The organism is Arsenicicoccus sp. UBA7492, assembly GCF_002479615.1.
Classification (GTDB): Bacteria; Actinomycetota; Actinomycetes; order Actinomycetales; family Dermatophilaceae; genus Arsenicicoccus; species Arsenicicoccus bolidensis.
In genome coordinates this window covers 156,491-169,699 of record NZ_DLOE01000022.1, presented here as the reverse complement: position 1 = coordinate 169,699, position 13,209 = coordinate 156,491, and the positions used below count along the sequence as shown (strand labels likewise).

General features: G+C 72.6%; 14 protein-coding genes and 1 pseudogene. 9 read left to right on the top strand and 6 right to left on the bottom strand.

Annotated elements, in window-relative coordinates; genetic code table 11:
• Positions 1-51: 51 nt before the first annotated feature.
• Both B4E97_RS06160 and B4E97_RS06155 read right to left on the bottom strand, forming a co-directional pair.
• Complete coding sequence (locus B4E97_RS06160; protein WP_286955660.1) at positions 52-477, bottom strand: sigma factor; 426 nt, start codon at positions 475-477, stop codon at positions 52-54.
• Between the two features lie 19 nt (positions 478-496).
• Positions 497-1,831 (bottom strand): DUF4921 family protein, encoded by a 1,335-nt coding sequence (locus tag B4E97_RS06155; protein WP_286955661.1) that lies wholly within the window; start codon positions 1,829-1,831, stop codon positions 497-499.
• Positions 1,832-1,932: 101 nt separating this feature from the next.
• On the opposite strand from B4E97_RS06155, the gene B4E97_RS06150 reads away from it, so the two are divergent.
• A complete protein-coding gene (locus tag B4E97_RS06150; RefSeq protein ID WP_286959068.1) occupies positions 1,933-3,246 on the top strand; it encodes an MFS transporter in 1,314 nt (437 codons plus the stop codon).
• Positions 3,247-3,290: 44 nt separating this feature from the next.
• On the opposite strand, the gene B4E97_RS06145 is transcribed toward B4E97_RS06150, so the two are convergent.
• Both B4E97_RS06145 and B4E97_RS06140 read right to left on the bottom strand, forming a co-directional pair.
• Positions 3,291-3,602, bottom strand: a complete 312-nt coding sequence (locus tag B4E97_RS06145; RefSeq protein WP_286959067.1) for a transcriptional regulator — start codon at positions 3,600-3,602, stop codon at positions 3,291-3,293.
• Positions 3,599-4,048: a hypothetical protein gene (locus tag B4E97_RS06140; protein ID WP_286959066.1), complete on the bottom strand. Its 450-nt coding sequence runs from the start codon at positions 4,046-4,048 to the stop codon at positions 3,599-3,601. Before B4E97_RS06140 ends, B4E97_RS06145 begins: the two co-directional genes overlap by 4 nt.
• A gap of 192 nt (positions 4,049-4,240) precedes the next feature.
• Here B4E97_RS06140 and B4E97_RS06135 point away from each other — a divergent pair, with 192 nt between their 5' ends.
• The 7 genes from B4E97_RS06135 to B4E97_RS06105 all read left to right on the top strand — a co-directional run bounded on the left by B4E97_RS06135 (position 4,241) and on the right by B4E97_RS06105 (position 10,611).
• Positions 4,241-5,443 carry a benzoate/H(+) symporter BenE family transporter gene (locus B4E97_RS06135; protein WP_286959065.1) on the top strand — a complete coding sequence of 401 codons (1,203 nt, stop codon included), beginning with the start codon at positions 4,241-4,243 and terminating at the stop codon, positions 5,441-5,443.
• Positions 5,444-5,452: 9 nt separating this feature from the next.
• Positions 5,453-6,736: a thymidine phosphorylase gene (locus B4E97_RS06130; RefSeq protein ID WP_019284172.1), complete on the top strand. Its 1,284-nt coding sequence runs from the start codon at positions 5,453-5,455 to the stop codon at positions 6,734-6,736.
• The gene (locus B4E97_RS06125) at positions 6,733-7,890 is read left to right on the top strand and encodes a MalY/PatB family protein (RefSeq protein WP_286959064.1); all 1,158 of its coding nucleotides are present in this window, start codon (positions 6,733-6,735) and stop codon (positions 7,888-7,890) included. The genes B4E97_RS06130 and B4E97_RS06125 overlap by 4 nt, the downstream gene beginning before the upstream one ends.
• 17 nt (positions 7,891-7,907) lie before the next feature.
• A complete protein-coding gene (locus B4E97_RS06120) occupies positions 7,908-8,450 on the top strand; it encodes a GNAT family N-acetyltransferase (protein WP_286959063.1) in 543 nt (180 codons plus the stop codon).
• Positions 8,447-8,620, top strand: a complete 174-nt coding sequence (locus tag B4E97_RS06115) for a hypothetical protein (RefSeq protein ID WP_019284169.1) — start codon at positions 8,447-8,449, stop codon at positions 8,618-8,620. The genes B4E97_RS06120 and B4E97_RS06115 overlap by 4 nt, the downstream gene beginning before the upstream one ends.
• 305 nt (positions 8,621-8,925) lie before the next feature.
• The gene (locus B4E97_RS06110) at positions 8,926-9,282 is read left to right on the top strand and encodes a cupin domain-containing protein (protein WP_019284168.1); all 357 of its coding nucleotides are present in this window, start codon (positions 8,926-8,928) and stop codon (positions 9,280-9,282) included.
• Positions 9,283-9,459: 177 nt separating this feature from the next.
• A complete protein-coding gene (locus B4E97_RS06105; RefSeq protein WP_286959062.1) occupies positions 9,460-10,611 on the top strand; it encodes an adenosine deaminase in 1,152 nt (383 codons plus the stop codon).
• Between the two features lie 60 nt (positions 10,612-10,671).
• On the opposite strand, the gene B4E97_RS06100 is transcribed toward B4E97_RS06105, so the two are convergent.
• Positions 10,672-11,493: an RDD family protein gene (locus B4E97_RS06100; protein WP_286955668.1), complete on the bottom strand. Its 822-nt coding sequence runs from the start codon at positions 11,491-11,493 to the stop codon at positions 10,672-10,674.
• A 62-nt stretch (positions 11,494-11,555) separates the two neighbouring features.
• Between B4E97_RS06100 and B4E97_RS06095 the strand changes: the two genes are divergently transcribed.
• The gene (locus tag B4E97_RS06095) at positions 11,556-12,551 is read left to right on the top strand and encodes a stage II sporulation protein M (protein WP_286959061.1); all 996 of its coding nucleotides are present in this window, start codon (positions 11,556-11,558) and stop codon (positions 12,549-12,551) included.
• Positions 12,552-13,024: 473 nt separating this feature from the next.
• Here B4E97_RS06095 and B4E97_RS06090 read toward each other — a convergent pair.
• Positions 13,025-13,209 (bottom strand): annotated as a pseudogene (locus B4E97_RS06090) (DUF58 domain-containing protein); the annotation flags it as partial.

Below are 13,209 nucleotides of genomic sequence, written 5' to 3'. Positions count from 1 at the left end.
GAAGTGACCCGTCAGGGCACCCCTGCACCGCGAGACCCCTCCCATCCGACGTCAGGTGACCCGTGGGGGCAGGTCCGCAGGCGACCCCGCTCCACGCCGGAGTTCTCCCGACGCAAAGTGACCCGTCGGGGCACGCCCGCACCGCGAAACCCCCACTACTCGACGCAACGTGACCCGTCGGGGCACGCCGTCGACCTGGTCGGGCACACCGGTGTCGGCGACCTCGGCCAGCGGCGGCTCGTGATGGCTGCGGCGGCGCGTCCGGTCGATGTAGGCGTTGGTGAGGGCGGCGCGGGGATAGCCGGCTGGGCTCTCGACGTGGTCGATGTGCCGCCAGCGGACGTACCTGCGGGCGAGCGTCTCCTGCACCAGGTCCTCGGCGAGGTGGTGGTCGTGGCAGAGCAGGTAGGCGCGGCCGGAGAGCGACCGGGCGCTGGCCCGCGCGAACTCCTCGAAGCCCGCCGGGGAGCGGCTCATGGTGAGGCCTGGCAGGTGGTCATGCCTGGTGAGACGCATCGGGCCGGGTCGGAGGTGACAGCCGTATGCCGTCCGCCAGCCGTCCCTCGTCGGCCAGGGCGTGGAGGCGGGTGACCACCCGGTCGCGGAGCGCCCACGGGTCGATGGTGTTGACGTAGATCTTGGTGCCGCCCTCGAACCCCGCCAGCGTGGACACCCGCCACTTGAGGACGATCCGCCAGGGGAGGGGCAGGTCGACGCCGGTGGGGGTGTGGTGCCACTCCTCGTTGCAGGGGACGTGGACGCCGGTGGCGGCGTGGAGGGCGTGCAGCAGGTCCGCGACGGCGTCGACCTCGTGGCGCTGCTGGCGCCAGGGCTCGCGCTGCGGCGAGAGGGAGTGGACCTCGAGGGTGGGGTAGCGGTGCCCGAACCCGGCGTAGGCGACGGCGTGCTCCGTGCGGGCGACCACGAGCCCGGCGCGCTCGGCGAGGGCGGGTCCCGCGTCGGCATACAGCGTGGGGTGGCGGCGCAGCCGTTCCTGCTCCTGCTCGGCCTGGGTGCCGAGCTCGTCGATGGCGACGAGCTGCTTGTGCAGGTGGTCGAAGGACGCGCCGGCGGGCTTCAGCCAGTTCTGGAACGCCGCGACGTAGCGCACGTGCGGGTTGCTCGCGTAGAGGTCGGCCATGGCGTCGATGGTGAATCCCACGTAGGCGCGGTGCTCCTCGGGGGTGAGCGTGCCCGACGAGGCGAGGGCGCTGGTGTCGGTGGCGCCGTCGACCAGGTGACGGCGCGCGACGATCACGTCGTGCCCGCCACCGAAGAACGCCTCGGTCCCGGCGAGCCGCTGCGCCTCGTCGAGCAGCTCCCACGCCTTGGCCGCGGTCCCGCCGGCGAGCGCCTTGGCGCGGGCGACGGCGAGCACGTGGGCGCGCCCGGCCGGGTCGGCGAGGTAGGCGTCGCGTCGTGCGCGTGCCGCAGCGGGCAGCGCGACGCCGTGGTTGAGCCGCCAGTAGTCGTAGCTGAGGATCTCGAACAGGTTCGGCACCCGGCGGAACTCGGCGATCGTGTCGTGGAGCTCGGTGCGGGACAGGCCGGTCAGCGTCGCCCACCCCGGATCTGCTTGGCCGGCGCGGGTTCTCACGAGCCGCGACTTCTCCGGCGGCGTCTCGGCGTAGCGCTCCGGGCAGAACGCGCACAACCGGTCCCGCTCGTCCTCGCCCACGGGAGCGGCGGCCAGGGCGGGTGCGCCGAGCGGCCGGTTGCCGCGCCCCGGCACCGTCCACACCTGCGTGCCGGTGAACGGGTTGACCTGCTTGACCGTCCCGTCCGGCAGCCGCGCGAGGTAGTGGTCGTCGGGGCGGCGGGCGGTCGTCATACGGCCCATCCTGCTCCTGCCCGGCGACGGTGGCGACGGTGGCGACGGTGGCGACGGTGGCGACGCTGGGGAGAGGCGGGGCGAGGACCTAGGCTGTCCCGGTGAACCTGCGCTCCGTCGTCGCCGACACCCGGCCCCTGCAGCACGGCGACTTCCGGCGGCTGTGGACCGCCAACATCATCACCGTCATCGGCGCCCAGCTGACCATCGTGAGCGTCCCGGCGCAGATCTATGCCGACACCGGTTCCTCGGCCTACGTCGGGCTCACGGGGATCTTCGGGCTCGTCCCGCTCGTGGTGTTCGGGCTGTGGGGCGGGGCGCTCGCGGACCACGTCGACAAGCGCAGGCTGCTGACCTTCACGACCGTCGGGCTGATCGTCTCGACGCTCGGCTTCTGGCTGCAGGCGGCGCTCGGGTCGACGAACGTCTGGCTGCTGCTCGGCCTGTTCGCCGTGCAGCAGGCCTTCTTCGCGGTCAACCAGCCGACGCGGACCGCGGTGCTGCCGTCGATCCTGCCGATGAACCTGCTGCCCGCGGCCAACGCGCTCAACATGACGCTGTTCATGGCCGGCGCGATCGCCGGGCCGCTGGTGGCGGGGGCGCTGATCCCGCTCGTCGGCTTCTCGTGGCTCTATCTCACCGATGCGATCTGCCTGCTCGCCACGCTGTATGCCGTCCGCCGCCTGCCCCCGCTGCCCGCGGAGCGTCACGACGGGGCGCCCTCATCCGCGCCCGGGCTGCGCTCGGTGATCGACGGGATCCGTTATCTCGGAGGGCATCCCGTCCTGATGATGAGCTTCGTGGTGGACCTGATCGCCATGGTCTTCGGGATGCCGCGGGCGCTGTTCCCCGAGATCGCGCACGTCAACCTGGGTGGCGAGGCCGGGGGAGGGCCGGCCTTCGCGGTGCTCTTTGCCGCGATCCCGGTCGGCGCGGTGCTCGGCGGGGTGTTCTCCGGGTGGGTGTCGCGCGTGCAGATGCACGGTCGCGCGGTGGTGCTGTGCATCGTGGCGTGGGGGGTGGCGGTCGCGCTGGCGGGTGCGGCGGTGCTGCCGGCCGACGGGCGGCTGCATCCGTGGATCTGGCTGGCGGCGGTCGCCCTGGCCATGGCGGGGGCGGCGGACATGGTGTCGGCGGCGTTCCGGCAGTCGATGCTGCAGTCGGCGGCGTCGCCGGAGGTGCGTGGTCGGCTGCAGGGGATCTTCATCGTGGTGGTGGCCGGTGGGCCCCGCATCGCGGACGTGGCGCACGGCTATGCGGCGGGCCTGGTGGGGGCGGCGTGGGCGACGCTGGCCGGTGGCGTGCTCGTGGTCCTCCTGGTGCTGGCGGCGTCGGCGCTGGTGCCGTCCTTCGCGCGCTACCGCGCAGACCTGCCCCCGGCGGAGGCATCGACCGGCCGTCGTTCCCCAGGCTGATGCCTTTGCCGCCGGCGGGTATGGCGACGTCCGGGTCCACGCGCTCAGGCTGACGCGAGGCCGCGGACGATCTCGTCGAGCGCCTCGAGGTGGGCCGCCAGCGCCGCGCGACCCGCGCGCGTGAGCCGGAAGTGCGTCTGGGGCGTCTTGCCGCGGAAGGTCTTCTCCGACATGAGATAGCCGGCGTCCTCGAGGATCGCCGCGTGCTTCGACAGCAGCGCATAGCTCACGTCGAGGGCGTCCTTGAGCGTCTGGTAGTCGGCCGAGTCCACGCTGGCCAGCGCGCACATGATCGTGAGGCGGACCGGCGAGTGGACGACGTCGTCCAAGGACTGCCGTGCGGCGGCGAGGGTCACCGGGCGGCCCGGACGAGTCGGGCGCCGACGAGGGCGAGGGGGAGTGCGCCGACCAGGGCGACGAGCGAGGTCCACGCCCATCCGACGTCGTGCCCCTTCGCCGGGACGATCCAGAACCACCCGGCCACGAGGACCAGCGCGAGCATCCAGGCGATCGCGGTCACCATGGCCGCCCGGTGCCCGCGGGGATGCACCTGGCGGTGGGCGTGGGTCTGCCGCAGCAGCCAGGTCGTCCCCGCGGCCGTCACGAAGAGGGCGGCGAAGCGGATGATCCCTCCCCACTCCATCGCGTGCGTCTGGTAGAGGAGCGCGTGGCAGGCGCCGAAGACGGCGGCCACGCTGACGACATACCAGCCCTCGGTGCTGGACACGCGCTGGGGGACCCGGCTCCTGGACTCGGCGGCGGCGTTGCTGAACCGACCGCCCGGGCTGCTGCTCGTTGACATGTATCCATCATGGCGAGCGCTTAACGATGCGTCAAGTGAGCCAGGCGATGAGGGCGCCTCATCGGGCGGCCGGGGGCGCCATACCTCCGGGCCAGTCCTAGGCACCTCCCCGGGGTGACCCGGTGCCGCCCCGGCTAGCGTGGTCGCGGCCATTGCCGGGCGCTCCCGGTGCCCCCGCTCCGAGAGGTCCGCGTGACCACCGCAACCCGCACCCGTCCTGACCTGCGCCGCGACGCCAGCCTGTCCGCCGTCCTCGCCGGGTTCGTCGCCGTGGCGATCTCGTATGCCAGCCCGCTGCTCGTCGTGCTCGAGGCGGCACGGGCGGGCGGGCTGTCACCGCAGCTCACCGCCTCGTGGGTGTGGGCGATCTCGGTGGGCTCGGGGCTCGTCTGCCTCGTCACGTCGTGGTGGACGAAGCAGCCGGTCATGGTCGCCTGGTCGATCCCGGGTGCGGCGCTGCTGATCACCTCGCTCGGCGACTACCGGTTCTCGGACGCGATCGGGGCCTATGTCGTGTGCGGCGTCGTGTCCGTGCTGCTGGGGGCGACCGGCCTGGTGGGGCGCCTCCTGCAGGCGGTGCCGCGACCGATCACGGCGGCGGTGCTGGCGGGCGTGCTGTTCCCGTTCGCCCTCAAGGTGGCGGCCGCGGTCGTCGGACAGCCCGTCGTGGCGGGCGGGCTCGTGCTCGGCTACCTCGTGGGGAGGCGGTGGCAGCCGCGCTACGCGGTGTTCCTGGCGCTCGCGACCGGCGGCTTGCTCGCGGTGGTGACGGGGCAGGCGAAGGCCATGGCGGTGCGGCTCACGCTGACGACGCCCACGTGGACGACGCCGACGTGGTCCTGGGACGCGATCCTCGGCATCGCCCTGCCGCTGCTCATCGTGACCGCGGTCGGGCAGAACGCCCCCGGCCTGATCGTCATGCACAACAGCGGGTATGACGCCGACGACCGCCTCCTGCTCGGCGCGAGCGGGGTGGCGTCGGTGCTGGCGGCGCCGTTCGGGTCGCACGCGCTCAACATGGCCGCCGTCACCGCCGCCATCGCCACCTCCGAGGAGTCCCACCCCGACCACGACCGCCGCTACGTGGCGGGCATGGCGTGCGGATTCTTCTACGTGCTCGGCGGGTTCGCGGCGGACACGATCGTGTCGCTGTTCTCCGCCATACCGGCGGGCATGCTCACGGCCCTCGCGGGGGTGGCGCTGCTGTCGCCGTTGCAGGCCTCGATCTACGACACCATGCACGAGGGTGACCACCACCGCAGCGTCACCGAGGCGGCGCTGATCACCTTCGCCGTCACGGCGTCCGGGGTGCAGGCGCTCGGCATCGTGTCGGCGTTCTGGGGGCTCCTGGCGGGGGTGGTGGCCTATGCCGTCCTGCGTCCGCGCCCCCGGTAGGGTCTGGGCATGAGTGAGCAGCACGATGCCGTCGACGTCATCCGCGCCAAGCGCGACCACCAGCCGCTGAGCGACAGCCAGATCGACTGGGTGATCGACGCCTACACGCGCGGCGCGGTCGCGGACGAGCAGATGTCGGCCCTGGCCATGGCGATCCTGCTCAACGGGATGAGCCGCGAGGAGATCTCGCGGTGGACCGCGGCGATGATCGCGAGCGGCGAGCGGCTGGACTTCTCCTCGCTGTCGCGCCCGACCGCGGACAAGCACTCGACCGGCGGCGTGGGCGACAAGATCACCCTGCCGCTCGCGCCCCTCGTCGCGGCCTGCGGCGTCGCGGTGCCGCAGCTGTCCGGGCGCGGGCTCGGCCACACGGGAGGCACGCTCGACAAGCTCGAGTCCATCCCCGGCTGGCAGGCGGGCCTCGCCAACGACGCGATGATGCGTCAGCTCGAGGACGTCGGCGCCGTGATCTGCGCGGCGGGTTCCGGCCTGGCCCCCGCCGACAAGAAGCTCTATGCCCTGCGTGACGTGACCGGCACCGTGGAGGCCATCCCGCTGATCGCGAGCTCGATCATGTCCAAGAAGATCGCCGAGGGCACCGGCGCGCTCGTGCTGGACGTCAAGGTCGGGTCCGGCGCGTTCATGAAGACCGTGGACGACGCCCGCGAGCTCGCCCGCACCATGGTCGATCTCGGGACGGACGCCGGCGTCACCACGGTCGCGCTGCTCACCGACATGACCACCCCGCTGGGGCTGACGGCGGGCAACGCGCTCGAGGTCCGCGAGTCGGTCGAGGTCCTCGCCGGTGGCGGGCCCGCGGACGTCGTCGAGCTGACGGTCGCGCTGGCGCGCGAGATGCTCTCTGCCGCGGGGGTTTCGGATGTGGACCCCGCGGACGCGCTGGCCGATGGCCGCGCGATGGACGTATGGCGCCGCATGGTCGCCGCCCAGGGTGGCGACCCCGACGCCGAGCTGCCCACGAGCAAGGAGCAGCACGTGATCACCGCCCCCGCGAGCGGGGTGCTGCAGTCGCTCGACGCCTATGCGGTGGGGGTCGCCGCGTGGCGCCTGGGCGCCGGACGGGCGCGCAAGGAGGACCCCGTCCAGGCGGGTGCGGGCGTCGAGATGCACGCCAAGCCAGGCGATTCCGTCACGACCGGGCAGCCGCTGCTGACCCTGCACACGGACACGCCCGAGCGGTTCGACCGGGCCGTCGCCTCCCTCGAGGGTGCGTGGACGATCGGCGAGGACCGGCCCGAGCGCCCCGACGTCGTGATGGAGCGGATCGCATGAGCGGCGTTGCGGCACACGTGGAGTGGCTCGACCTGCCGCACCTGCGCGCGCGACGCAGCGCGAAGTGGACGCTCTACGACCCCGACGTGCTGCCGATGCCGGTCGCCGAGATGGACTGCCTGCTGGCGCCGCCCGTCGCCGAGGCGCTGAATCGCGCTGTGGCGCTGGGCGACACGGGCTACCCGAGCTTCGGGCGAGGGCTGCACGAGGCGTTCGCCGGCTTCGCGGGGCGCCGGTGGGGCTGGGACGTCGACCCGGACCAGGTGACGCTGTGCGGCGACGTGTCCGTGGGGATGATGGCGGCGATCTCGGCGCTGCTATCGCCCGGAGACGCCTTCATCATCATGCCGCCGGTCTATCCGCCGTTCTTCCGCTGGGGCGGCGAGACGGGCATGCGCACGGTGGAAGTCCCTCTGCTGCAGTCCGACTCGGGCTACGCGCTGGACCTCGACGGCATCGAGCGCGAGCTGCGGGCCGGCGCCAAGGCCGTGCTCCTGTGCAACCCGCACAACCCCGTCGGATGGGTCCACTCGCGCGAGTCCCTCACGGCCCTGGCGGATCTCGTGTCCGGCTACGAGGCCGTCGTGCTGAGCGACGAGATCCATGCGCCGCTGACCCTGCCCGGGCACACGTTCACGCCATACCTCACCGTCTCCGACGCGGCCCGGCAGCAGGGGATCGCGGTGCACGCAGCCTCCAAGGCGTGGAACCTCGCCGGGCTCAAGGCCGCCCTGATCGTCTCGGGGTCAGACGTCATGCGGGACCGGCTGTCTCGGGGGCTGCCCTACGAGACGCCCTGGCATGCTGGGCAGTTCGGCTATCTCGCGTCCGAGGCGGCCTATCGCGACGGCGATCCGTGGCTCGACGCGCTGGTGACCGACCTCGCAGCCCACCACCAGCAGGTGCGGGACGGGCTCCCCGCCGGGGCGCGGGTCGCGGTGCCGGCGCAGGCGACCTTCCTGTCCTGGATCGACGCGAGCGGCCTCGACCTGGGCGATCATCCGGCCGCGCGGTTGCTGGCGGAGGCCCGCCTGGCCGTCGGGATCGGCAGCGAGTTCGGAACCGCGTGGGGCGACCACATCCGCATCAACGTCGGCACCGGTCCCGACGTCATCGCCGAGGGGCTGCGGCGCCTCGGCTCGGTCCTCTCCTGACCCGCCGTATGCCGCCCGTGGGTCGTCGTCACGTCGTCTCGCTGCGGCAGCTGTCCGTGGCCGACGCCCCGGTCCTTGCTTCCTGGGCTGCGGACGACGAGTTCTGCGAGGCTGCCGAGTGGAGTCGCGGCCTCACGGTCGACCAGCACGAGACGCGTTGGCGCTCAAGGCTGTCCGATGGGTTCGGGCCCGGTCTGCTCCGTCTCGGCGCCGAGCTCGACGGCCGTCTGGTCGGCTACGTCGACCTCCACGGGACCGACGAGCAGCGGCGCGAGCTCGGCTATCTCGTCGGTGGTCGAGAGCGGTGGGGGAGAGGCCTCGGCGCGGCGGTCGCGCGGGCCGGGCTGGCGCATGCTTTCCTCGCGCTGGGGCTCGCCGAGGTGTGGGCGGAGGCGGTCGATGCCAACCCTGCCTCCGTGCGGATCCTTCAGGGCCTCGGGATGATCGAGACGGGCAGGGGAGAGGATCATGTCTACCGCGGGATCCCCTCCCACCACCGGCGGTTCACCATCACGGCAGACTCGTGGTGCGCCCTCCACCACGACAAGGAGACCTCATGAGCAACCAGACGACCGGCAAGGTGCTGGCGGTGCTGATCTGCCTGATCGTCCTGGTGCCCCTGGCGATCATGAGCGTGTGGCAGCCGGTCCGGATCGGCCTGCCCGCCCTGGTCTTCGTGCTGACGGGCGTGGTCGTCCTGGTGATGAACGCCCGCAAGTCCAAGCGCTGACGGTCTCGGGCAGACCGCCTCGGGCTCAACGGGCGAGCAGGTCGGGGGTCGTCGAGAGGGGGGCGGGAATCGCGCCAGCGGGGATGAGCCCTCCCGTTCGCGCATGCTGGTCCACCTCAAGCTGTCGGCCCCACGCCAGCGGGGATCGAGTTGACCTCGCGCACGAGACGAAGCGCTCACATCTGCTCGTGCACTCGCCCACAAGGGTGTGTCCTTATGTCTCTATCCAAAGGACATCGCGGGTGTCCTTTGGATAGAGACATAGAGACACGGGCTCGTGTGCCGCGGATGGGTAGGCTCCTGGCATGCCCGAGCTCATCACGGACCCCGTCCGCATCCCCGTCCCCGGCGGCAAGATCATCGACGAGCACGTCGGAGCCGCCTCGACGGGCGACCGCGGTGTGTCCGTCGCCCGCATGGAGGCGCCCGCCGGCTGGACCGAGCCCTACCAGACGCCGGACTTCGACGAGGTCACGGTGGTGCTGGGCGGTGAGGTCGTCGTGGACCACGACGGTGGCCCCACCAGCGTCCTCGCAGGTCAGAGCATCGTGACCCGCGCCGGCGAGCGGATCCGCTATCGGGTGGGGCCGGAGGGTGCGACATACCTCGCGATCTGCACCCCGGCGTTCACCCCGGAGGGCGTCCACCGCGACGAGGACTGACGCGCTGGCGTCCCGGGTCCGGGATCCTCGCTGCCGGGCGAGCTGGCCCAGGACCCGCCGCGGGCCGAGGCATCAGCCTGGCGAACGAGGGCTGGTCGATGCCTCTGCCCCCGGCGAAGGCATCGGCCTGGCGAACGAGGGCCGGTCGATGCCTCTACCCCCGGTAGGGTCGTGAGGGTGACCAGTCGAGACAGCAGCTCCCCGGCATACGACGTCGACCCGCAGGTCGCCCGAGCACCCAAGGTGCTCCTGCACGAGCACCTCGACGGCGGGCTGCGGCCCGCCACCGTCCTCGAGCTCGCCCGCGAGACGGGGTATGACGCCCTGCCCGCCGACGACGCGACCGACCTCGGGCGCTGGTTCCGCGAGAGCGCGGACTCCGGCTCCCTGGTGCGCTACCTCGAGACCTTTGCGCACACCGTCGGGGTGATGCAGACGCCGGACGCGCTGCGGCGGGTCGCCCGCGAGGAGGTCCTGGACCTGGCGCGCGACGGCGTCGCCTACGCCGAGATCCGTTATGCGCCAGAGCTGCACCTCGAGCGGGACCTCACCCTCGAGGAGGTCGTCGAGGCCGTCAACGAGGGATTCCGCGAGGGCGAGGTGCTGGCTCGTGAGGAGGGGCGGCAGATCCGCGTCACCGCGCTGCTCACCGCCATGCGTCACGCCGCGATGAGCCGCGAGATCGCCGAGCTGGCCGTCCGCTACCGGCAGCAGGAGGTCAGCGGCTTCGACATCGCGGGGGCTGAGGCGGGCTACCCGCCCACCCGGCACCTCGACGCGTTCCAGTACCTCGCCCGCGAGAACGCCCACTTCACGATCCACGCGGGGGAGGCCTTCGGGCTGCCGTCGATCCAGGAGGCGCTGACCTGGTGCGGCGCCGACCGGCTCGGCCACGGCGTGCGCATCGTCGACGACCTCACGGTGGACGGCATCGCCTATCCGCAGTGGGCGGCCGAGCACGACCAGCTGCCCGACGTGCGGGACGTGCGGCTGGGGCTGCTGGCGGCCTACGTCCGCGACAAGCGCGTCCCCCTCGAGATGTGCCCTAGCAGCAACGTCCAGACCGGCGCCTCCGCGAGCATCGCGCTGCACCCGATCACGCTGCTCAAGGACCTGCGCTTCCGCGTGACCGTCAACACCGACAACCGCCTGATGAGCGACACGAGCATGGGCAAGGAGATGACCCTGCTCGTGCGCGACGCCGGCTGGACGATGACGGACCTGCGCTGGGTGACGATCAACGCGATGAAATCCGCGTTCATCGCCTTCGACCAGCGGCTCGCCCTGATCGACGAGGTCATCAAGCCGGGGTATGCCGAGCTGACCTGATCACGGCTGCCGCCTGTCGCAGCTGCGGCGATCGCGCCGGCGGAGGTCTGGGCCAGCCGCTCAGACGTGGGGCAGGACGCGGTGCCGGGTGGCGGCGTCGCGGGCCAGCCGCTGCGCGTCGCGGTGACCGCGCTCGGCGACGACGGTCTGCAGCAGGGCCTCGGGGTGGGTGCCGGCCGGGGGCGGCGGCATGACGTGCTGCGCGACGGTCGCGGCGAGCTCCTGGGCGATGCGGGCCCGGGCCACGGGATCGAGGCCCTCGCGGCGGTGCAGGAACTGGCGGGTGGCCAGCGACAACGCGTCCGGCAGCGGCGCGATGTCGGCGCTCGCGGCCCACGCGGACAGCTCGGGGGCGGGCGGCACGGGCGGTGGCAGCTGCAGCCGGAGGCGGTCCCGGACGGCATACGTGCCTGCCGCGAGGTCACCGAGCCGCTTGCCGCGCGCGGTGAGCACCACCGCGCAGAAGGCCACGGCGCCGCTCGTGCTCCAGATCTCCAGGAAGCCGATGAGCGAGCGCGTCAGGCACTGGCGGAAGGCCACCGGGCCGCCGTCGTCGCGCACGATGCAGGTGCCGGTGGCGAGCTTGCCCACCGACCGTCCGCGGGTCAGCGTCTCGATGACCGCGGGCAGGATCACCAACGTCGTCACGACCGTGGTGAGGACCAGCGCCGCGCCGGCCGCCTCGTCGAGGTCGCCCAGCACGCCACCGAAGGCCAGGGACAGGCCGAAGAGCAGCAGGGCCCCGCAGACCACGTCGATCGCGCCGGACGCGACGCGCAACCCCGGCCCGGCGGCGGGCACGCGCAGCGCCACCGCGTCTCCGGTGACGAGATCGTCCTCGCCCACACCGATCGTGGGGCGTGCTGACCTGGGCGGCTGCATGTCTGGCAGCCTAGCGGGCTGGGCCGGCCCGGTCCGCGAGGGGCGCGGGCTAGGGTGGGGGCGTGGACCTGGACGCCTACGTCGCGGCCCACCGGGGGGAGTGGGACGAGCTCGACGCTCTGACGCGTCGGTCGCGGCTCTCCGCGGAGGAGGCCGACCGCCTGCTCGACCTCTATCAACGGGTCGGCACGCACCTCGCCGTCGTGCGCACCAGTGCGCCGGATCCCGCTGTTGTGCAATGGCTCTCGGGCGTCCTGGCGCGGGCGCGGCGACGTGCCTCGGGGACGCGGACCGGGTCGGTGCGGGACATCGCCCGGTTCTTCACCGAGACCTTCGCGGCCACGCTCTACCACCTGCGCTGGTGGTGGCTGACGACGACGGTGCTCAGCCTGGTCGTGGCGTTCGCGGCGGGCTGGTGGTTCTATCACAACCCCACCGTCGAGAACTCCCTGATGAGCCCCTCCGAGGTCGCGCAGTACGTCAACACCGACTTCGAGAGCTACTACTCCGAGCACGCGGCCACCAGCTTCGCCGCGCGCGTGTGGACCAACAACGCCTGGGTCGCCGCGCAGTGCATCGCGATGGGCGTGCTCGGAGCACCCGTCGTCTATGTCCTGCTGCAGAACGTCATCAGCGTCGGCGTCATCGGCGCCCTGATGGTCCGCCACGGACGGGGCGCGCTGTTCTTCGGCCTGATCCTGCCGCACGGGCTGCTCGAGCTGACCGCGGTGTTCGTGGCGGCGGGGGTGGGTCTGCGGCTGTTCTGGTCGTGGGTCGAGCCCGGCCCGAGGACTCGTATGGCGTCCCTGGCCGCCGCCGGCCGCACCACGGTCGGGGTGGCGATGGGGCTGGTGGTGGTGCTCCTCGTGTCGGGCGTCCTCGAGGCGTTCGTGACGCCGTCGGGCCTGCCGACGTGGGCGCGCATCACGATCGGCGTGCTGGCCGAGGTGGCGTTCTTCGCCTATGTGTTCGTGGTCGGTCGGCGTGCGGCGGCCCGAGGCGTGACGGGTGACGTGGACGACGCCGATCGCGAGGACGAGGCCGTCGCGTCCCTCTGACCTCGACTCGCCCGCCCCCGCCCGCTGCCCTCACCCGCTGCCCTCACCCGCTGCCCTCACCCGGCGCCCTCACCCGGCGCCCTCACCCGCTGCCCTCACCCGCTGCCCTCACCCGGCGCCTTCACCCGGCGCCATTGGTCACCAACGACGTCTGAGCGGCCCTCTTGAACGTTCCAAAACGTCACTGGTGACCAATGGCGCGACGCGGGGCGGTGAGTGGGCGCGTATGGCGGCTCCCGGTCGCTGGAAGCTGCGATTCCTGCCCATTCGTCGAGGCGCGCGGCGGCAGGTAGACGCCCGATCCAGGATCCGCCTGAGCTGGACACATCCGCCTGGCGTGCCAGGTCGGGCGGATGTGACTACCTCGGGTACGTGCATCAGCCTGGGGGACGGAGGCCGGTCGATGGACCTACCGGGGGCGGGATCATCAGCCTGGGGGACGAAGGCCGGTCGATGCCTCGGCCGGCGGCGGGTCAGAGGAGGCCGCGGGACTTGAGCATGAGGTAGTGGTCGGCGAGGGCCGGCGCGAGGTCCTGCGGCGGCGCGTCCACCACGGTCACGCCGAGCCCGGCCAGCGCGTCGGCGGTCTGCGTGCGCTGCGTGCGCGTCCGCTCCGCCGCCGCCGCGCCGTAGGCCTCCTCGGCGGTGCGGCGGGCGC